Annotated in this window: 18 protein-coding genes; 9 read left to right on the top strand and 9 right to left on the bottom strand. The window is 67.4% G+C overall.

Annotated features, from left to right (window positions below):
- Positions 1-18: 18 nt before the first annotated feature.
- Together phbB and gluQRS are read right to left on the bottom strand one after the other, a co-directional pair.
- Positions 19-759 (bottom strand): acetoacetyl-CoA reductase, encoded by a 741-nt coding sequence (gene phbB, locus AC3WTC_RS17035; RefSeq protein ID WP_025876381.1) that lies wholly within the window; start codon positions 757-759, stop codon positions 19-21.
- Positions 760-776: 17 nt separating this feature from the next.
- The gene (gene gluQRS, locus AC3WTC_RS17030; protein ID WP_492712041.1) at positions 777-1697 is read right to left on the bottom strand and encodes a tRNA glutamyl-Q(34) synthetase GluQRS; all 921 of its coding nucleotides are present in this window, start codon (positions 1695-1697) and stop codon (positions 777-779) included.
- A gap of 92 nt (positions 1698-1789) precedes the next feature.
- Here gluQRS and htpX point away from each other — a divergent pair, with 92 nt between their 5' ends.
- Positions 1790-2656: a protease HtpX gene (htpX, locus tag AC3WTC_RS17025; RefSeq protein WP_025876385.1), complete on the top strand. Its 867-nt coding sequence runs from the start codon at positions 1790-1792 to the stop codon at positions 2654-2656.
- Positions 2657-3309: 653 nt separating this feature from the next.
- Here htpX and AC3WTC_RS17020 read toward each other — a convergent pair.
- Entirely contained in the window at positions 3310-4137 is an 828-nt protein-coding gene (locus tag AC3WTC_RS17020) for an inositol monophosphatase family protein (protein WP_025876387.1), read from the bottom strand.
- Between the two features lie 120 nt (positions 4138-4257).
- Here AC3WTC_RS17020 and AC3WTC_RS17015 point away from each other — a divergent pair, with 120 nt between their 5' ends.
- Both AC3WTC_RS17015 and AC3WTC_RS17010 read left to right on the top strand, forming a co-directional pair.
- Entirely contained in the window at positions 4258-5028 is a 771-nt protein-coding gene (locus AC3WTC_RS17015) for an RNA methyltransferase (protein ID WP_033831582.1), read from the top strand.
- Positions 5029-5442: 414 nt separating this feature from the next.
- Positions 5443-7569, top strand: a complete 2127-nt coding sequence (locus tag AC3WTC_RS17010) for a putative bifunctional diguanylate cyclase/phosphodiesterase (protein WP_080148397.1) — start codon at positions 5443-5445, stop codon at positions 7567-7569.
- A gap of 4 nt (positions 7570-7573) precedes the next feature.
- Here the strand turns inward: AC3WTC_RS17010 and epmB are convergent, their stop codons facing one another.
- On the bottom strand, positions 7574-8614 hold the full coding sequence (epmB, locus tag AC3WTC_RS17005) for an EF-P beta-lysylation protein EpmB (protein WP_333623587.1): 1041 nt from the start codon (positions 8612-8614) through the stop codon (positions 7574-7576).
- Positions 8615-8711: 97 nt separating this feature from the next.
- Between epmB and efp the strand changes: the two genes are divergently transcribed.
- The 5 genes from efp to AC3WTC_RS16980 all read left to right on the top strand — a co-directional run bounded on the left by efp (position 8712) and on the right by AC3WTC_RS16980 (position 12991).
- Positions 8712-9278: an elongation factor P gene (gene efp / locus AC3WTC_RS17000; protein WP_006379771.1), complete on the top strand. Its 567-nt coding sequence runs from the start codon at positions 8712-8714 to the stop codon at positions 9276-9278.
- Positions 9279-9496: 218 nt separating this feature from the next.
- Positions 9497-10840 (top strand): TRZ/ATZ family hydrolase, encoded by a 1344-nt coding sequence (locus tag AC3WTC_RS16995; RefSeq protein ID WP_059064671.1) that lies wholly within the window; start codon positions 9497-9499, stop codon positions 10838-10840.
- A 26-nt stretch (positions 10841-10866) separates the two neighbouring features.
- A complete protein-coding gene (ubiG, locus tag AC3WTC_RS16990; RefSeq protein WP_492712039.1) occupies positions 10867-11583 on the top strand; it encodes a bifunctional 2-polyprenyl-6-hydroxyphenol methylase/3-demethylubiquinol 3-O-methyltransferase UbiG in 717 nt (238 codons plus the stop codon).
- Positions 11580-12275, top strand: coding sequence for a phosphoglycolate phosphatase (locus AC3WTC_RS16985; RefSeq protein WP_492712037.1), 696 nt, complete (start codon positions 11580-11582; stop codon positions 12273-12275). The genes ubiG and AC3WTC_RS16985 overlap by 4 nt, the downstream gene beginning before the upstream one ends.
- A gap of 11 nt (positions 12276-12286) precedes the next feature.
- Entirely contained in the window at positions 12287-12991 is a 705-nt protein-coding gene (locus tag AC3WTC_RS16980; protein ID WP_492712035.1) for a squalene/phytoene synthase family protein, read from the top strand.
- 89 nt (positions 12992-13080) lie between these two features.
- Here the strand turns inward: AC3WTC_RS16980 and AC3WTC_RS16975 are convergent, their stop codons facing one another.
- The 3 genes from AC3WTC_RS16975 to yidD are packed head-to-tail and all read right to left on the bottom strand — an operon-like array spanning position 13081 to position 15531.
- Positions 13081-13929 (bottom strand): M23 family metallopeptidase, encoded by an 849-nt coding sequence (locus AC3WTC_RS16975; RefSeq protein ID WP_279209123.1) that lies wholly within the window; start codon positions 13927-13929, stop codon positions 13081-13083.
- Complete coding sequence (locus AC3WTC_RS16970; RefSeq protein WP_033831575.1) at positions 13929-15275, bottom strand: dihydroorotase; 1347 nt, start codon at positions 15273-15275, stop codon at positions 13929-13931. Before AC3WTC_RS16970 ends, AC3WTC_RS16975 begins: the two co-directional genes overlap by 1 nt.
- Before the next feature lies 1 nt (position 15276).
- Positions 15277-15531, bottom strand: coding sequence for a membrane protein insertion efficiency factor YidD (yidD, locus tag AC3WTC_RS16965; protein WP_025876410.1), 255 nt, complete (start codon positions 15529-15531; stop codon positions 15277-15279).
- Positions 15532-15804: 273 nt separating this feature from the next.
- On the opposite strand from yidD, the gene dksA reads away from it, so the two are divergent.
- A complete protein-coding gene (gene dksA, locus AC3WTC_RS16960) occupies positions 15805-17025 on the top strand; it encodes an RNA polymerase-binding protein DksA (protein WP_059064669.1) in 1221 nt (406 codons plus the stop codon).
- A gap of 636 nt (positions 17026-17661) precedes the next feature.
- On the opposite strand, the gene AC3WTC_RS16955 is transcribed toward dksA, so the two are convergent.
- Together AC3WTC_RS16955 and AC3WTC_RS16950 are read right to left on the bottom strand one after the other, a co-directional pair.
- Positions 17662-18909 carry an MFS transporter gene (locus tag AC3WTC_RS16955; RefSeq protein WP_033831573.1) on the bottom strand — a complete coding sequence of 416 codons (1248 nt, stop codon included), beginning with the start codon at positions 18907-18909 and terminating at the stop codon, positions 17662-17664.
- Positions 18906-19358 carry a SufE family protein gene (locus tag AC3WTC_RS16950; protein ID WP_025876416.1) on the bottom strand — a complete coding sequence of 151 codons (453 nt, stop codon included), beginning with the start codon at positions 19356-19358 and terminating at the stop codon, positions 18906-18908. Before AC3WTC_RS16950 ends, AC3WTC_RS16955 begins: the two co-directional genes overlap by 4 nt.
- Positions 19359-19362 lie beyond the last annotated feature (4 nt).

Genomic DNA, 19362 nt, shown 5'->3' with positions numbered 1-19362 from the left:
TTCAGGCCCTGGCGCCGTTTACCAGCCCATGTGATGGCCGCCGTTGATGTCCAGGTTGCTGCCGGTGATCCACGAGGCCTCTTCGGCCACCAGGAAGGACACGCCGTAGGCGATTTCTTCCGGCTTGCCCAGGCGCCCGGTCGGGATGTCGGCAATGATCTTGGCGCGCACTTCCTCGGGCACCGCCATCACCATGTCGGTGGCCACGTAACCGGGCGAGATCGTGTTCACGGTGATGCCGAAGCCTGCATTCTCGCGCGCCAGCGAGATGGTGAAGCCATGCATGCCGGCCTTGGCGGCGGCGTAGTTGGCCTGCCCGTACTGGCCCTTCAGGCCGTTGATCGAGCTGATCTGGATGACCCGGCCCCAGCCGCGTCGACGCATGCCCTCGATGACCGGGCGGGTGACGTTGAACACCGAGTTGAGGTTGGTGTTGATCACATCGTGCCACTGCTCCGCGCGCATGCGGTGGAAGGTGGTGTCGCGGGTGATGCCGGCGTTGTTGACCAGGATCTCGACCGGGCCCAGTTCGGCCTCGACCGCGCGGATCAGGCCTTCGGCGCTGGCAGAGTCGGAGACATCGCCCGGGAAGATCGCCACGTGGTAGCCGCGTTCGGTCATCGCCTGCTGCCAGGCGCGGGCCTTGGTCTCATCGCGGTAGTTGGTGGCGACCCGGTGGCCCTGGTCGGCCAGGCGTTGGCAGATGGCGGTACCGATGCCGCCGGTTCCGCCGGTGACCAGTGCGACGCGAGATGTCATGGAAAGCTGTCCGGATGTCAGGTGGGGGAAGGGGGATTCTGCAACATCGGCGCGGAAAGTGCGCCGGCCGGCAGCAGAATGTCCGCGCGCGGCAGCAGGCCGGGGTTGAAGCTGCGCTGCGCGGCGGCCAACAGCGCGTCGCGGTCGTCGATGCCGTCCAGTGCGGTGCCCGGCTGGCCCAGCAGTTCCCACAACCGGCGCAGCACCGGTACCGGCGCGCCGGCATCCACCGGCAGCGCGGCCAGTGACTTGGACAGTTTGTGGCCCGGTGCATCCAGCAGCAGCGGCAGGTGCCAGTAGCGCGGCGTCGGCAGGTCCAGCGCCTGCTGCAGCAGGATCTGCCTGGCGGTGGAATCGAGCAGGTCGGCGCCGCGCACGACTTCGTTCACGCCCTGCGCGGCATCGTCGACGACCACCGCCAACTGGTAGGCCCAGCAGCCATCGGCGCGGCGCAGTACGAAGTCACCGACCTCGGCATGGACATCCTGTTGCTGCGGGCCGCGCAGGCCATCCTCGAAGCGCACGATGCTGCCGGGCGGCACGCGGAAGCGGACGGCCGGGTCCGGTCGTGCCTGCCGCGCGACGCAGCGATGGTGGGTGCCGCCATTGGCGGCCAGGTCGCTCCGACTGCAGTGGCAGACGAACGCGTGGCCATCGGCCAACAGGCGGTCCAGCGCGGTCTGGTAGGCGTCGCTACGCGCGCTCTGCCAGATCACCGGCCCGTCATGAAGCAGGCCGAAGGCGGCCAGCGCCTGCAGTTGCGCCTGTGCGGCGCCGGCCACCGTGCGGGGTGGATCGACGTCTTCGATGCGCAACCGCCACAGGCCGCCATGGTGGCGCGCAAGCAGCCAGCTGCCGAAGGCGGCAAGCAGCGAGCCGGGATGCAGCAGGCCGGTGGGCGAGGGCGCGAAGCGGCCGCAGGAGAGGGAGGAGGTCATGCAGCTGAATCGTCGGTCAGGTTGGCGCTTGAATTCAAGCTGACTGCACCGCAGATTGACGGATATCGACCCCTTCCGAGCCGGAATTTCCCATGTTCACCCGTATTGCCCTCTTTCTAGCGACCAACCTCGCGGTGCTGATCCTCGCGAGCATCGTGATGTCAATCCTGGGCGTGGACTCCCGTTCGATGAGCGGCCTGCTGGTCATGGCTGCCATCTTCGGTTTTGGTGGTTCGCTCATCTCGCTGCTGCTGTCCAAGTGGATGGCCAAGCGCTCCACCGGTGCGGTGGTGATCACCGAGCCGCGCAACCAGACCGAGCGCTGGCTGCTGGCCACCGTCGAGCGCCAGGCCAAGGCAGCCGGTATCGGCATGCCGGAAGTGGCGGTGTATGACGGCCCGGAGATCAACGCGTTCGCCACCGGTGCCAACCGCAACAACGCGCTGGTGGCGGTGTCCACCGGCCTGCTGCACAACATGAGCGAGGATGAAGCCGAAGCCGTGCTCGGCCACGAGATCGCCCACGTCGCCAACGGAGACATGATCACCATGGCACTGCTGCAGGGCGTGCTGAACACCTTCGTGATCGTGCTGGCCCGCGTAGTCGGCGGGGTGATCGACAGCGCGCTGTCGGGCAACCGCGAAGGTGGTGGCCGTGGCTTTGCGTATTACATCATCGTGTTCGTGCTGGAGATGGTGTTCGGCCTGTTCGCCACGATGATCTCGATGTGGTTCTCGCGTCACCGCGAATTCCGTGCCGATGCCGGCGGTGCATCGCTGGCCGGTCGCCAGAAGATGATCTCGGCGCTGGAGCGGCTGCAGCTCAACCACGGCCAGAGCACCCTGCCGACGCAGATCGCCGCGTTCGGTATTGCCGGGTCGACGGCGAAGAAGCTGTTCATGAGCCACCCGCCGCTGGAAGAGCGCATCGCCGCGCTGCGGGCGTCGACGGTGGCATAAGCCTCCGTTTGTAGAGCAGTGCAGGAACGCCTGGCCTCGCGCCGGGCGTTTTTGTTTGCGCGCCCACGCGTCGGTAGCGCCGGGCCATGCCCGGCGGATCATTTCCGCGACCGCGGAGGGGTGTCACTTTCTTTGCTCGTGCAAAGAAAGTAACCAAAGAAACACGCCGCCGGCCGCGAGCCGACGTGCTGCGCACGCCGGTACCCTGCGCTTCTCGGTCCGCCGAGGGACGGTGCGGGAACTCGCTGCGCTCAGACACCCGCGCCTCTTCGCCCTCGCCGGACCTGCGGTGCTCGGCTCGCTGTAAGGCGGGCCGGAAGATCAAGATCAACGGCAAGAGCATCCACGCATGGCGTGGATCTACTGGGTGCAGCTGTGGCGTTTGATCTTGGGTCCGCCTTGCAGCGAGCCGAGCATCGCAGGGGAATCAGGGGCGCAGAGGCGCCGATGTCTGAGCGCAGCGAGTTCGGCGCCGTCCCCTGGTTCGCCGAGAAGCGCAGGGGACCGGTGCGTAGCACCGGCTTGCGTACTGGCGGCGTGTTTCTTTGGTTACTTTCTTTGCACGAGCAAAGAAAGTGACAAGCACGATCACTGCGGATACGAAAACGGCACCTTCGCAGGTGCCGTCTCCATGAACCGCTTTACGCGCGAACTCAGAACTTCGCGTCGAACTCGGCAGCGTAACCCGTGTTGACCAGCACCTTCTGCAGCGACTCGGCAACCTTCAGGTTGCCGGCCACGATCTGCTGGGTGTCCGGGCCACGGTTGTCCATGCGGGCCGGGGTCGCGCCCTTGAAGTCGCAGACCTTGCCACCGGCTTCGCGCACCAGCAGCACGCCGGCAGCGATGTCCCAGGCCTTCACGCCGGCCTCGAAGTAGGCGTCGGCGCGGCCACAGGCCACGTAGGCCAGGTCCAGCGCGGCCGAACCCGAGCGGCGGATGTCCTCGGCGTGCACCAGCAGGGCGTCCAGCGACTTCAGCTGCGCACTGGCGCGGGCACGCTCGCGCGGGGCAAAACCGGTGTGGATCATGGTGCCTTCCAGATCCTTGCGGTCGGCCACGCGGATACGGCGGTCGTTGAGCACGGCGCCGGCACCACGGCTGGCGGTGAACAGTTCATTGCGCAGCGGGTCGAAGATCACCGCGTCGGTCGGCTCGCCGTTCTCGACCAGGGCGATCGACACGCAGTAGTGCGGCACGCCGCGCAGGTAGTTGCTGGTGCCGTCCAGCGGGTCGATGACCCACATGTGGCGACGCTCGCTCTGCACGCCACCTTCTTCACCGAAGATGCCGTACTCGGGGTAAGCGCGCTTGAGTTCCTTGACGATCACCTTTTCCGCGTCCGCGTCGACTTCGCTGGCGTAGTCCATGCGGCCCTTCTGGACTACATTCAGTGCCTCGAGCTTGTTGATGTTGCGCAAGAGGACGTTGCCGGCGAGGCGGGCGGCCTTGACCATGACGGTGACGGCGGGTTTCTGCATGGCATGGGCTCCCGGAAGGGCAGAAGAGAAGGGCTGGCGGGGGAAAAGAGCGGGTCCGGCGCAGTGGCCGGCCGCACAGTTTACCATTGGTCTTCGTCCAGCTCGACATTTTCCCTGTTCATGTCCCAGTTTCCTGTCGCCACCCGCCTCCGATTCGTCCTTGTCGGGACCCAACACCCCGGCAACATGGGGGCCGCCGCCCGTGCCCTGAAGACCATGGGCCTGGCCCGCCTGGTCCTGGTGGCGCCGGAGAAGCCGCTTGATGAAGAGGCCTTCCGGCGCTCGGCCGGCGCCGAGGACGTGCTCGGCGACGCGCCGGTGGTGGCCACGCTGGCCGAAGCCGTGGCCGACTGCCGCTTCGTGCTGGGGTGCACCGCACGTGCGCGCCGAGTCCAGCTGGAGGAGTTCCTGCCGGCAGATGCCGCCGCCCGTGCAGTGGCCAAGGCCAGCGAGGGTGCCGAGGTGGCGCTGGTGTTCGGTCGCGAGCGTACCGGCCTGACCAACGAGGAGCTGCAGCTGTGCCATGCCGCCGTGCACATTCCGTCCGACCCGGAGTTCAGCTCGCTCAACCTGGCCGCCGCAGTGCAGGTGCTGGCCTATGAAGTGCGCATGCAGCTGCTCGGCGCACAGCCGGTGGCCGCGACCGAGCCGGACAACCGCGAGCAGGCTGCCAGCCACGATCAGATGGAGAGCTTCTTCGCCCAACTTGGCGAGACTCTGGACGAGATCGATTTCCACAAGGGTCGCGCGCCCGAGTCGGCGATGCGCAAGCTGCGCCGCCTGTTCCTGCGCAGCGAGCCCAGCGAGCAGGAAGTGCGCCTGCTGCGCGGCATCCTGGCCGATACCCAGCGCATGGCGCGGCTGGCGCAGAAGAACGGCAAGGACAGCTGACGACGGTCTCATTTTTTCGGGTAGTCTGTCCGGATACCCCGGGGGGGATGATGCTTGTGTCGGGTCTGCGTAGGGCAATGCAGGGGGAACTGCTGCGCCTGGCCTTGGCCCTGCTGGCCGGGACGGCGCATGCTGCGCCCGGTTCACAGAAGGGGCGTTGGGCAGCGATGAGGGGCAACTCGCGATGACGCAGGATCATGCGCTTGGCAGTGTGGACCGGCAGGGTGCCGGACCGGCGCCGGGGGTATCAGGCCGGGCGTCCGCCGGGTTGTCGCGTGTCGTCTGTCTTCGGCGGGTGCAGGGTGCGTTGCAGGGGTTGTTGGGGGCTGCCGGTTTCCGCCGCGTCGATGCGCATGCGCAGCCGTGGCGGGATGATTTGAAACAAGGGTCGACGCGCGTGCGGATGGAAGTGGAATGAAGTTGCTCGGCTCGGGGATGCAGGCCCGATTCCTGCTTGCGATGGGCGGGGCGATGCTGGTGGTGGTGGCGATCCTGGCCGTGCTGCTGGGGCGGCAGGCTGCGATGCAGGGCGAGGTGAGGTCGCTCAGCAACGGCGTCATCCACGAACTGTTCGACCGCAGCGTGCGCAGCCGTGGCGAGGCCATGGTGCGCGAGCTGTCCGATGCGCTTGCCGGTCCGCTCCACAACAACGACCTGGACCAGGTCGGGGCGCTGGTGCGCAGCATTTCGCGGCAGCCGGTGGTGCGCTACGTACTGGTGTTCGACGACCGCGGGCGGCTGGTCCACGACGGCTCGGCCGGAGTGCCCGGATCCGGGCGGCCGATGACCGATCCGTTGGCGGCCGGGGCGGTTGCCGCGCAGTCGCTGGTGGTGCAGCAGTCGCCCACGGTGCTCGACAACGCGATGCCGATCAGGATGGGCAAACAGCGCATCGGTGGTGTCCGCGTCGGCATGGCACTGGATGAAGTGCTGCAGCGTGAGCAGGCGGCCAACGCGACACTCGGTGAGCGGCTGCAGCAGATGGGAAGCCGGCATCTGGGCTGGCTGCTGCTGATGCTTGGCCTGCTGGTGGTGATCGGCGTGGTGGTGATCCTGTACGTACAGCGCACGCTGGTGGCGCCGATCCGCGAGCTGGCCGCGGCCGCCCGGCGCATCGAAGCGGGCGACTACCAGGCGCCGCTGCGTGAAAACACCCGCGACGACGAAGTCGGGGAACTGGTGCGCGGCTTTGCCCGCATGCGTGATGCGATCGCCCGCCACGACCGCGAAGTGCGGCGCATGGCCTACACCGACGCCTTGACCGGGCTCACCAACCGCCTGGCGTTCCGCGAGGCGCTGGACCATCGATTGATGGCCGCACGTGCGTCCAATCACCGGTTGGGTCTGCTGTTTGCCGATATCGATGATTTCAAGCGGGTCAATGACACGCTGGGCCATGAGGCCGGCGACGAGGCGTTGCTGCAGTTCGCCCAGCGCATCGGCCGCGCAGTGACCGAGGCCGGCGGCGACGATGCCGTGCTGGCGCGGTTCGGCGGCGACGAATTCGTGATCCTCGTTGGTGATGGCGATGTTGCGGCCAATGCGCGGTTGCTGGCCGAAGTGCTGGTGCGCGAGCTGGGCAAGCCGCTGGTGGTGCAGGGCAGGGAACTGTTCCTGGGCACCTCGATCGGCGTGACCCTGTTCCCCGACGATGCCGCAGATGCGACGACGCTGCTGAAGAACGGCGACATCGCGATGTACCAGGCAAAGATGGCCGGCAAGAACTGCTATCGCTACTACAGCCGGGCCATGGATCACGCGGTCGAGCGGCGCGTGCACATGGAACAGGAACTGCGCGGTGCCTGGGAGCGCGGTGAGCTGCGGCTGGCCTACCAGCCGATCTTCCGCATGCGTGACCGCCGCATGGTCGGTGTCGAAGTGCTGCTGCGCTGGCAGCACCCGACGCTGGGCACGATTCCGCCATCGGTGTTCATCGAGGTGGCCGAGCAGAGTGGCCTGATCGAGATCATCGGCCCGAAGGTGCTGCGTGCCGCCTGCATGGAAGCGGTGCAGTGGCCGCGGGGCGTGGCCGGTGACGAGTTGTTCGTCTCGGTCAATGTGTCGCCACGGCAGTTGCGCGGCGGGGAGCTGCCGGCGTTGGTTGCGCAGTGCCTGCAGGAGTCGGGCCTGCCGGCCTCGCGCCTGCACCTGGAGCTGACCGAGACGGCGGTGATCGGCGATGAGATGCTGGCCGCGCAGCTGCTGGATCGCCTGCACCGGGCCGGGGTGAAGGTGTGGCTGGACGACTTCGGTACCGGTTTCTCCGGTCTCAGCCACCTGCGGCAGGTGCCGGTGGACGGCGTCAAGATCGACAAAAGCTTCGTCGCCGACATGCAGCGCGACCCGGACGACCTGGCCCTGACCACGGCGATCATCGCCATGGCCCACGCACTGGGCATCACGGTGGTGGCCGAGGGCATCGAACAGGAGGCCCAGTTCGAGCTGCTGGCCCAGCGTGGCTGCGACCTGGGTCAAGGCTACCGGCTGAGCCACCCGGTCACCGCCACCGAAGTGGTGCGGATGATCGAATCGGGCGCGTGAGGCGCTACAGCGGGCGCTTGCTCGGGTCGCCGGGCAGTTCGCGGACCAGCTTGGGGACCAGGTAGCCGGACAGCCGGGCAGTGAGGCCGGCAATCAGGGCCTTGGCCTGGATGTCGTCCACTTCGAAGTGGGCCACGCCCTCGACGCGATCCAACTGGTGCAGGTAATACGGCAGCACGCCGGCGGCGAAGCTGCGTTCGCTCAGGTCCTGCAGCGCCTGCACGCTGTCGTTGACTCCGCGCAGCAGCACCGCCTGGTTCAGCAGCTGGGCGCCGATGCCACGCAGACGGGCCATCGCGGTATCGACGCTGGCGTCGAATTCATTGGCGTGGTTGGCATGGACCACGATCGCCAATGGCCACGGCAGGCTGCCCAGCCAGGCCAGCAGTTCCTCGTCCACGCGCTCGGGCAGCACGATCGGCAGGCGCGTGTGGATGCGCAACCGGCGGATGTGCGGGATCTGGCGCAGCGCATCGGTCAGCTCGGCCAGCTTGTGCGTGGCCAGCGACAGCGGGTCGCCGCCGGACAGGATCACCTCATCGATGTCCGGGTCTGCGGCGATGGCCTCCACGGCCTCCTGCCAGCCCCCCTTGGCGGCGTTCTCGGCGCCATAGTCGAAATGCCGGCGGAAGCAGTAGCGGCAGTTGATGGCACAGCTGCCGGTGGCCACCAGCAGGGCCCGGCCACGGTATTTCTGGATGACCCCGGTGGCCTTTTTGGCCGCGCCGTCGCCCACCGCGTCAAAGCTGAACCCGGGCGCCGGGCGCATCTCCGCGTCGATCGGCAGTACCTGCCGCAGCAGCGGATCGTGGGCGTCGCCACGGCGCATGCGGGCGACGAAACCCTCCGGCACGCGCAGCGCGAACTGGGCGATGGCCGCCTCCGATACGCCCAGCGCCGCGGCATCCAGATCCAGACGGGCCAGCAGCGTCTGCGGATCGCGCAGGGCCTGCCGCCACAGCTGCTGCCAGCGCGCGGGCGCGCTTGGCGACTGGGTCCGGGGGAAGGCGGAAAGCTGCATGGAGAGGGGGCCTGCGGTTATCATGGACACATAAACAGTTGCCCGCCGGGGTTCCGGTGGGCTTTCCATTCTATCCGGCTCGCCGCACGCGCGGCGGTTTCGCCATTTGAGGAGCTTGAGCATGGCCACTGCGGGCATGAACGATGTCAAGAACGGGATGAAGATCCTGGTCAACAATGAACCGGCCGTCATCTCCGAGACCGAGTTCATCAAGCCGGGCAAGGGCCAGGCCTTCACCCGCGTGCGCTATCGCTTCATCAAGTCAGGCCGCACGGTCGAAATGACCATGAAGGCGACCGACGACGTGGAAGTGGCCGATGTTGTCGATACCAACATGGACTACATGTACAGCGACGGCGAGTACTGGCATTTCATGGACCCGGAGACCTTCGAGCAGGTGCAGGCCGACAAGGCCGGCATGGGCGGCGCCGAGAAGTGGCTGAAGGGCGAGGAGTCCTGCATCGTGACCCTGTTCAATGGTTCGCCGATCTTCGTGCAGCCGCCGAATTTCGTTGAACTGAAGATCACCGAGACCGATCCGGGCGTCCGCGGTGACACCTCGGGCGGCGGCGGCAAGCCGGCCACCCTGGAAACCGGCGCCGTAGTGCGCGTGCCGCTGTTCGTCAACCAGGATGAAATCATCAAGGTCGACACCCGTTCGGGCGAGTACTCCTCGCGCGTCAAGTAATCCGGGTAGGCGCCATCGCATTCGCGCTGGCGCTCCCACGATCCGCCATGGCGGATCGTGGGCCCCCACTCACCAGCATCCACACCCCGCCGCTTCGCGGCCGCCCCTGACTCAGGGGCTTGCCTTCCAGAAGCCCAGCGGTAGCCGTTTGACCGGTGATCAGTCGCCAGGTCGGAGCCAAGGCTACGTATGGTCCTTCCCCCAGCCAGTGAGCCCGCATGAGCGATAGCCCGCACCTCCCCGAAGCCTGCGACCTGCTCATCGAAGCCGGTTATGTCGTTCCGATCGAGCCGCATGCGGTGGTGCTGGAAGACCATGCCGTGGCCATCCGTGGCAGCGAGATCGTGGCCGTCCTGCCGCGCGCCGAAGCGCGTGCGCGGTTCCGCGCCACCCAGGTTGTCAGCCGCCCAGAGGCGGCGCTGATGCCGGGCCTGGTCAACGCACATACGCACAACCCGATGACCCTGCTGCGCGGAGTCGCCGACGACCTGCCGCTGATGACCTGGCTGCAGCAGCACATCTGGCCGGTGGAAGCGGCGGTGATCGGTCCCGAATTCGTGGCCGACGGCACCACCCTTGCCATCGCCGAGATGCTGCGTGGCGGCACCACCTGCGCCAACGAGAACTATTTCTTCGGTGACGTGCAGGCTGCTGTCTACAAGAAGCACGGTTTCCGCGCGCTGGTCGGCGCGGTCATCATCGATTTCCCCACCGCCTGGGCCAAGACCGACGACGAGTACTTCGCCAAGGCCGGTGAACTGCATGACCAGTGGCGCACCGACCCGCTGATCGGCACCGCATTCGCGCCGCATGCGCCGTACACGGTCAACGATGCCAATTTCGAGCGGGTGCGGATGCTGTCCGACCAGCTGGACATGCAGGTGCATCTGCATACCCATGAAACCGCGCAGGAAATCACCGATTCGATCAAGCTGCACGGCCAGCGTCCGCTGGCGCGGCTGGATCGCCTCGGCCTGGTCAACGACCGCCTGATCGCGGTGCACATGACCCAGCTGACCGAGGCCGAGATCCACCTGTGTGCCGAGCGCGGCGTCAGCGTGGTGCACTGCCCGGAGTCGAACCTGAAGCTGGCCTCTGGTTTCTGCCCGGCCTGCGCCCTGCAGCGCGCCGGCGTGAACCTGGCCATCGGCACCGACGGCTGCGCCAGCAACAACGACCTGGACATGTTCAGCGAGAACCGCACGGCGGCGATCCTGGCCAAGGCCGTGGCCGACGATGCCACCGCGCTGGACGCGGCGACCACGTTGCGCGCCTCCACCCTCGGCGGCGCCCGCGCCCTGGGCTTCGGCGAGCGCATCGGCTCGATCGAGGTCGGCAAGCAGGCCGACCTGGTCTGCGTTGATCTGTCCGCGCTGGAGACCCAGCCGCTGCACAACGTGCTGTCGCAGCTGGTGTACGCCACCGGCCGCCAGCAGGTCAGCGACGTCTGGATCGCCGGCAAGCCCAAGCTGGTGCAGCGCGAGCTGGTCGGCATGGACCTGCCGGGCATCATCGCCAACGCGCGCCAGTGGCGCGAGCGCATCCGTCATATCCGCGCCTGAGTGCAGGCGCCGCAAGGACAACCGTCATGACTGCCCCCCACGCTTCTTCCAATTTCGATCAGGCCGAGCTGGACAAGTTCGCTGCGCTGGCCAACCGCTGGTGGGACGCCGACGGCCCGCAGAAGCCGCTGCACGCACTGAATCCGGTGCGCCTGCAGTACGTTGCCGACCGCGCGCCGCTGCGAGGTGCGCGTGTGCTCGACATCGGCTGCGGTGGCGGGCTGCTGAGTGAAGCGCTGGCCCACGCCGGTGCCGAAGTGACCGCCATCGACCTGGCACCGGAGCTGGTCAAGGTTGCGCGTCTGCATGCCCTGGAAAGCGGCGTCAGCGTCGACTACCGGGTGCAGGCCGCCGAGGACCTGGCCGCGGAACAGCCGGGCAGCTTTGATGTGGTGACCTGCATGGAAATGCTCGAGCACGTGCCCGATCCGGGCGCGATCATCGAGGCCTGCAAGCGTCTGCTGAAGCCGGGTGGCCATCTGTTCCTGTCCACCATCAACCGCACCGCAGCCGCATTCGCCGTGGCCATCGTCGGTGCCGAGTACGTGGCACGGCTGCTGCCCAAGGGCACCCACCACTACCAGGAATTCATCAAGCCGGCCGAGCTGGCGCGTTGGCTGCGCGAGGCCGACCTGCAGCTGGCCGATGTCAGCGGCATGGCCTATGAGCCGTGGCGCAACCGCGCCCGCCTGAGCAGCCGCACCGACATCAACTACCTGGCCCACGCGGTCAAGGCGCCGTGACCGCCGCCGTGTTCCCGCGTGCGGTGCTGTTCGACCTGGACGGTACGCTGCTGGACAGCGCCCCGGATTTCGTCGCCACCCTTGATGCGATGCTGGCCGAGCGCGGTCGCGCACCGATCGATCCTGCGCAGTTGCGGCCAGTGGTGTCCAAGGGTTCACGGGCGATGGTGTCGGCCGCGTTTCCAGAGCTGGAAGCAACCGAGCGCGATGCACTGATTCCCGAGTTCCTGCAGCGCTACGAAGCCTCGATCGGCCAGCATGCCGTGCTGTTCGACGGCGTCGCCGGCATGCTCGGTGCGCTGGACGAAGCCGGCACGGTGTGGGGCATCGTCACCAACAAGCCCGAATACCTGGCGCGGCTGATCGTGCCGCAGTACGGCTGGCAGCAGCGCTGCGCCGTGCTGGTCGGGGGGGACACCCTGGCCGAACGCAAGCCGCATCCGTTGCCGTTGCTGCACGCCGCGCAGCTGATCGGCATCGCAGCGGAAGACTGCGTGTACGTCGGCGACGATGAGCGCGACATCATCGCCGCGCGTGCTGCCGGCATGCCGTCGGTGGCGGCGCTGTGGGGCTACCGCCTGCACAGCGATGACCCGTTGGCCTGGCAGGCCGATGTGCTGGTCGAGAACGCCGGACTTCTGCAACTGGCCAGTCTCTGGCCGAGCCGGCCGGCGACCCCGGCCCAGCCGTAAGGAACAACGTAGTGAGCAGTACCGCGCTGGATAGTTTCCTCGACAAGTGGCGCAGCCGCTGGCCGGAATGGTCGGTGGCCGAGCCGTTCGTGGCCGAACCGCAGCGCCATGTGGCGCTGGCGTGGTTCGCGCTGCTGCAGGAATTCGACGACATGCTCAACACCGCTGGCGACCCGCTGCCGGCGGACGCCAAACTGGCGTGGTGGGGCGAGGAACTGCGCAGCTGGGCCGCGCAGCGTTCGCGGCATCCGCTGGGCCGCGTGCTGGAGCCGGTGCGGGCACCGTGGGTGCAGCTGGCCGAGGCGCTGCCGGATCTGGTCGAGGCGCGCACCGTAGCGCTGGACGCTGCCGGCGCCGAACGCGCACTGGGCAACTATGCCGACGCGGTGGCTGCGGTCGAGGTCGTGGTGTTTGCCGACAAGCCGCGCAAGGGGGCTGGCCATGCCGTGCTGCTGCAGACCCTGGCCCAGCGCCTGCAGGACGCTGGCGTGGCCGGGGTTCCGCGCAGCCTGCTGGACGAAGATGCCGGCAACGCTGCACAGCGTTGGGCGCGGCAGTTGCTGAAAGGGTGGGGCACCCGCGTGCCCGGTCCACGCGCACGCCGGGTATGGTCGAGCCTGGCGCGTGCACGTCTGGCGGCGCAGGCCGCCGGCAAACCGATTGAAGCCACGCCCGTGCGCACGTTGCTGCGCGTGTGGTGGGCCGCGCGCGGCTGAACCATCACATGGTAGTGCCGGCCGCTGGCCGGCAATCCGCATAGGTCGCTGAACACCATGAGGTTGCCGGCCAGCGGCCGGCACTACCGTTACTTGCGCTCCAGCACCAGCAGCGGATCGATGCGGGTGTCGAACCAGTTCATGCCCCAGTGCAGGTGCGGCCCGGTGGCACGGCCGGTGGCGCCGACGGCGGCGATCACCTGGCCCTGTTCGACGCGATCACCGACCTTCACGTCGATGCGCGACAGGTGCAGGAAGTTCGAACTGACGCCGAAGCCGTGGTCGAGCAGCAGCGTGCCACCGGTCAGGTACAGGTCCGGCCCAGCGAACGTCACCACACCGGCCGCCGGTGCCTTCACCGGGGTGCCGGTCGGCACTGCGATGTCCATGCCGGAGTGGCCGGCACCGGGCTGGCCGTTGTACACGCGGGCGTTGCCGAAGCGGCCGCTGATGCGGCCCTGCACCGGCCAGATGAAGGTCTGGGTGAAATCGGTGCGGTTGTCGTCGCGCGCACGCGCAGCGGTGACCTGCGCCTGTTCGCGCTTGATCCGCTCGGCGATGGCCGGCGGCGGATTGACCGTCTTCGGCGGTACGCCGTTCACCCGCTCGGTCGGCCAGTCGCGCGCGGTCACGGCGATGGCGGCCGTCTCGCTGCTGCCATCCGGTCGGCGGATCTGCACCTGCAGCGGGCCCTTCTCATCGCGACCGATGCCGAACACCACGCTGCCGTAGCTGCTCACGCGCAGGTCGCGGCCTGCATAGCGCACGCTGCTGCCGGCGGGAACCTTGCCGATCACCAGCGCGCCCTGCGACGCGCTGGCCGGGAACACCACGCGGCTGTCGATCAGGTCGCCGATGCCGTCCTGTGCCTGGGCTGCGGGAGCGGAGAGCAGGGGCGCTGCCAGCAGCAGCGCCGCGAACATGAGTGCCGGACGCATCAGCGGTCGTAGGTCATGCGCTGGCCGGCGGGCTTGCCCACCAGCGTGCTGCCGTCCCACACCAGCTGGCCGTTGACCCAGGTGGAGGCCACGCGCGAACGGAACGTGGTGCCCTCGAACGGCGACCAGCCGCACTTGGACAGCACGTCCTCGCGCTTGACCGTGAACGGCACATCTTCCACCAGCACCAGGTCGGCGAAGTAACCTTCGCGCAGGAAGCCTCGCTCTTCCACATCGAACAACTGGGCCGGGGCATGGGCGAATTTCTGCACGACCTGCTCGCGGGTCAGCTTGCCTTCGTGCACGCGTTCCAGTGCGGCGACCAGCGCGTACTGCACCAGCGGCAGGCCGGACGGCGCCTGCGCATAGGGCTTCTGCTTCTCTTCCCAGGTATGCGGGGCGTGGTCGGTGGCCAGCACGTCCAGCACGTCGTCAGCCAACGCGGCGGTGATCGCCTCGCGATCGGCCACGTCCTTGATCGCCGGATTGCACTTGATCAGATTGCCCTTGGTCGCATAATCCGGGCGGGCGAAGTGCAGGAAGTGCACGCAGGTCTCGGCGGTGATCTGCTTGCGGCTGCCGTCGGCGCGGATCAGCGGGCCCTTCTCGAACAGGGCCAGTTCGTCGGCGGTGGAGATGTGCAGCACGTGCAGGCGGGTGCCGTGCTTGCGCGCCAGCGACATGGCCAGCCGCGTCGACTTGATGCAGGCTTCACGCGAACGGATGTCCGGGTGCATCTCCGGGGTCAGTGCGTCGCCGTACTTTTCCTGGAACGCTTTCAGGTTGGCATCGATCATCGGTGTGTCTTCGCAGTGCGTGATGATCGGGGTGGGGCACTCGCGAAAGATCGCGTCCAGGGTTTCGGGGTTGTCGACCAGCATGTTGCCGGTGGACGCGCCCATGAACACCTTCACGCCCGGCGCCTTCTTCGGATCGAGCGCACGGATGGCGTCGAGGTTGTCGTTGCTGGCACCGTGGTAGAAACCGTAGTTGGCCCAGGCACGGCCGCGCGCCAGCTCGTACTTGGCTTCCAGGATGGTTGAATCCAGGGTCGGCGGGTTGGTGTTGGGCATGTCCATGAAGCTGGTCAGGCCACCGGCCACGGCCGCGGCCGATTCGCTGGCGATGTCACCCTTGTGGGTCAGGCCGGGTTCGCGGAAATGCACCTGGTCGTCGATCATCCCGGGCAGCAGCCAGCGCCCGGCCGCATCCACCACCTGTTCGCCATCACGCGGAGTCAAACCCTTGCCGATCTGCGCGATGCGGTCGTTCTCGATACGCAGGTCGCCTTCGAAGGTGCGGCCTTCGTTGACCAGGCGGGCATTGGTGATGAGCGTGGAGGACATGTCAGTGTTTTCCTGTGCAACGGCAAGAGGGGGCGTTGGGAGAGTCGGGCACTGGATCGAAGCCGCCGGGATGGAACGGATGGCAGCGGCCCAGCCGTCGCGCCGCCAGCCAGCTGCCGCGCAGCGGGCCGTGCCGGGAGATGGCATCCATGGCGTATTCAGAGCAGCTCGGCACGAAACGGCAGCGAGGCCCCAGCAGCGGGCTGATGAAGCGCTTGTAGAAGCGCAGCACGGCGATGAGCAGGCGCGAGATCACGCAGTCATCTTAAGCCAGTTGGCATGAAGGCCGCATTTGTGCAGGATGGGCCGTTGGTCGCATGTCGTAGATGGCCTGCGACCGCTAGCGGCACCCCTCCAGGTGCCGGACAGGTTCCGTACCGCGCAAGGCGGTCCGTGTTCGTCGGACCGCACCTTGGACCCGTTGACTCCTGGACTGAATGGAGCGGGCCCCCAAGGTTGCTGCTGCGGGTCGGGTAGGCTATAAAGGCCCGCTTTCCCGGGCCCCGGGGAATCCAAGGAAGAGCGTTTCGTGGCTGCTAAAAAAACTGCAAAGAAGGCCGTCAAGGCCGCCAAGAAAACCGCCAAGCCTGTTGTGAAGAAGTTGGCGGCCAAGCCCGTTGCCAAGAAGCCGGCCAGCAAGCCGGCGACCAAGGCGGCATCCTCACAGCCGGCGGCCAGGAAGGCCACCGCAAAGAAAGCGCCGGTGAAATCCGGCAAGCCGGCAGTGGCGAAGAAGCCCGCTGCGCCGGTCAAGGCCAAACCTGCCGCTGCCAGCAAGAAGGCGCCGGTGGTGAAGAAGGTTGCCAGCAAGGCTGCGCCGGTGAAGAAGGCCGCTGCCAAGCCGGCACCGAAGAAGGCAGCAGCCAAGCCAACGCCGAAGGCGGTGGTGAAGAAGGTTGCCGCCGCGCCTGCTGCCAAGCCGGCAGCAAAGAAGGTGGCGCCTGCCAAGCCGGCACCGGCCAAGAAGGTTGCCAAGAATGTCGCCCCGCCGGCTGCCAAGCCGACGCCGGCCCCTGTAGTGAAGTCCGCACCGAAGCCAGCTGCGAAGCCGGCCCCGGCCAAGTCTGTCCCGGCCAAGACCGCGGCAGTGGCGGCAGCCAAACCGGCCCCCAAGCCGGCCCCGGCCGCCGCTTCTGCAGCATCGACCGCCCCGCAATCCAAGAATCCCGTGCCCGTTTCGAAATCGCCTGCCAAAACCGCCGTGAAATCCGATTCCGCTCCGAAGACCGTGACCCGCCCCGTGGGCAAGGTCGCCGTGGCCGTTGCCGCCCGTTCGACGGCACCTGCGCCGCGCAGCAAGTACAAGGTCGTCGAATACAAGACCGACGAGGCCACTGGCCGCCCGATCCTGCCGGCAGGCTACAAGCCGGCCTCGGACGAGGAGTACATGAGCCCGCTGCAGCAGGAGTACTTCCGTCAGCGCCTGCAGAACTGGCGCGCCGACCTGGTGGAAGAGTCCAAGCAGACCATCGAGAACCTGCGTGAGGAAGTGCGTGACATCGGCGATGAAGCCGAGCGCGCGACCCGCGAAACCGAGAACTCGCTGGAGCTGCGCACCCGTGACCGTTACCGCAAGCTGATCGGCAAGATCGACAGCACCCTCAAGCGCCTGGAAGCAGGTGATTACGGGTACTGCGTGGACACCGGTGAAGAGATCGGCCTCGAGCGCCTTGAAGCGCGCTTGACCGCCGAGCGCACCATCGACGCCCAGGAGCGTTGGGAGCACCTGCAGAAGCAGCAGGGCGACTGATTCCGGTTCGTTGTGATGTCATGCAAAAAGCCCGGCTTCGGCCGGGTTTTTTGTTGGGTGATGGTTGGCTGCGTAGAGCGGCGCCTTGGTTGTTCCGTGAGCGAGCGGGCGGGTCACCCGGGCCAGGACACGCCGTAAACCCATCCCTGGGGGCTCGGCCGCGCCATCCATAGCGCGAACGGTCCTGGCCCGGGTGACCCGCCCGCTCCAGACAGTTCCCGAGTGCGGCTGCTGTAGAGCCGAGCCCACGCTCGGCTCAGGCCGAAGCCGGCGGGTAGGGAAGAGCAAGAGCAAGAGCAAGAGCAAGAGCAAGAGCAGCTAAGCATGGCTTGGCTCTACCAGGAGCGGCCATGCGTATGCTCGCGGCTGTTGGGTCCGCCTTGTAGCGAGCCGAGCACCGCAGGGGAATCAGGGGCGAAGAGGCGCCGCTGTTTGAGCGCAGCGAGTTCGGTGCCGTCCCCTGATTCACCGAGGAGCGCAGGGCACCGGTGCGCAGCACCGGCTCGCGGATGGCGGCGCGTTTCTTTGGTTACTTTCTTTGCGCGCGCAAAGAAAGTGACACCCCGCCGCGGTCGCGGAAAGCGCCCGCCGGGCATGGCCCGGCGCTACCGGCGCGTGTGCGCACGGAAATCCGCTCTATTGCAGATCGCGCAGATTCAATTTCCGCAGCGTCGGGTTCTTCCATGCGGTGACACCGGCCACGCTCAGTACCGCGAATCCGCCCAGTACCACCGCCGGTACCAGCCCCAGCACCTTGGCCATGGTGCCGGCATAGAACGCGCCCAGTTCGTTGGACGAACTGATGAAGATGCCGTTGATCGACGATACCCGGCCGCGCATCTCTTCCGGCGTGGCCAGCTGCAGGATGGTGGAGCGGATCACCACCGACACGCCGTCGAAGGCGCCGTAGAACAGCAGGATCAACGCCGACAGCCAGAAGTGCTGGGACAGGCCGAAGCCGATCACGCACAGGCCGAAGCCGGCGACCGCGAACAGCAGCACCCGACCGGCATTACGGTGCAGGGGGTGGCGCGCCAGCCACAGGCCAACGCACACCGAACCCAGTGCCGGCGCCGCGCGCAGGATGCCCAGGCCCTCCGGGCCGTGATGCAGGATCTCGTGCAGGAACGCCGGCAGCATCGCCACCACACCGCCCAGCAGTACCGAGAACATGTCCAGCGCCATGGCGCCGACCATGATCCGGTTGCCGACCACGAAGCGCGCGCCTTCGGCAATGCTCTTGAAGATCGGGGCGGCTGGGCCGGCATGCACCGGCTCTTCCACCTTCAGCGTGGCCAGGCAGCCCATCGCCACCAGCGCGAAGGCCGTGGCCACCGCATAGGACAGGCCCTTGCCACCGAAGCCGACCAGCACGCCACCCAGTGCCGGGCCGGCGATCATGCCAGCCTGGAACACCACGGCGCCAAGGCCGGCGCCACGGGCGAAGTGCTCGCGTGCCAGCACGCGGGCGAACAACGCGTTGTAGATCGGCGACAGGAAGGCACGGACCATGCCGGTCAGTGCGATCGCCGCATAGATCGGCCACACGCCCTCAACCGGCAGCCAGCCCTTGGCCACGCTGGTCAGCACCAGCGCGGTGGCGACCAGGCCGGAACAGGCGACCATGCCCAGCCGGCGGCGCGGCAGATGATCCACCAGGTAACCGGCGAACGGCGCCACGCAGAAGAACGGCAGCACCTCGGCCAGGCCGATCAGGCCCAGCGAGAACGGATTGCGGGTGACTTCGTAGATGTGCCAACCGACGGTGACCGCGACCACCTGGTAGGACAGCATCGCGAAGATGCGATACGCCAGCAGCCTGGCGAAACCGGGCCGGGACAGCAGGCCCAGCGCGGTGTCTTCGGCCGTGGCGGGCTCGCTCACGACGGATCGCGCTGCAGCTGGGCCTGCGCGGTCTCGCGGATGAACGCCAGCATCGCCGCCACGCCGTTGCTGCGGGTCGGCGACAGGTGGCGGGCCAGGCCGATATCCTGGATATAGCTGGGTTCGGTGGCCAGGATCTCCTGCGCGGTGCGCCCGGAGTACACGCGCAGCGCCAGGAAGATCAGGCCGGAGACGATGGCCGAATCGCTGATGGCGTGGAAGCGCAGCGACTGCGCGTTGCCTTCCGGCACGATCCAGACCATCGACTGGCAACCGAGCAGGCGGTGCTCTTCGGTCTTCCACGCGTCCGGGAAGGCGGGCAGCTTGCGGCCGAGGTCGATCAGGTACTGGTAGCGCTCGGACCAGTCGCCGAAGAAACCGAATTCCTCGGCGATGGCCGTCTGTGCCTCGGCGGCGGTGGGTTCAAGCGGGAACGGGGAGTCGATCACAACA

Source organism: Stenotrophomonas sp. FW305-C-20-S1, from assembly GCF_058783335.1.
This window is presented reverse-complemented; position numbering and strand designations above follow the sequence as displayed.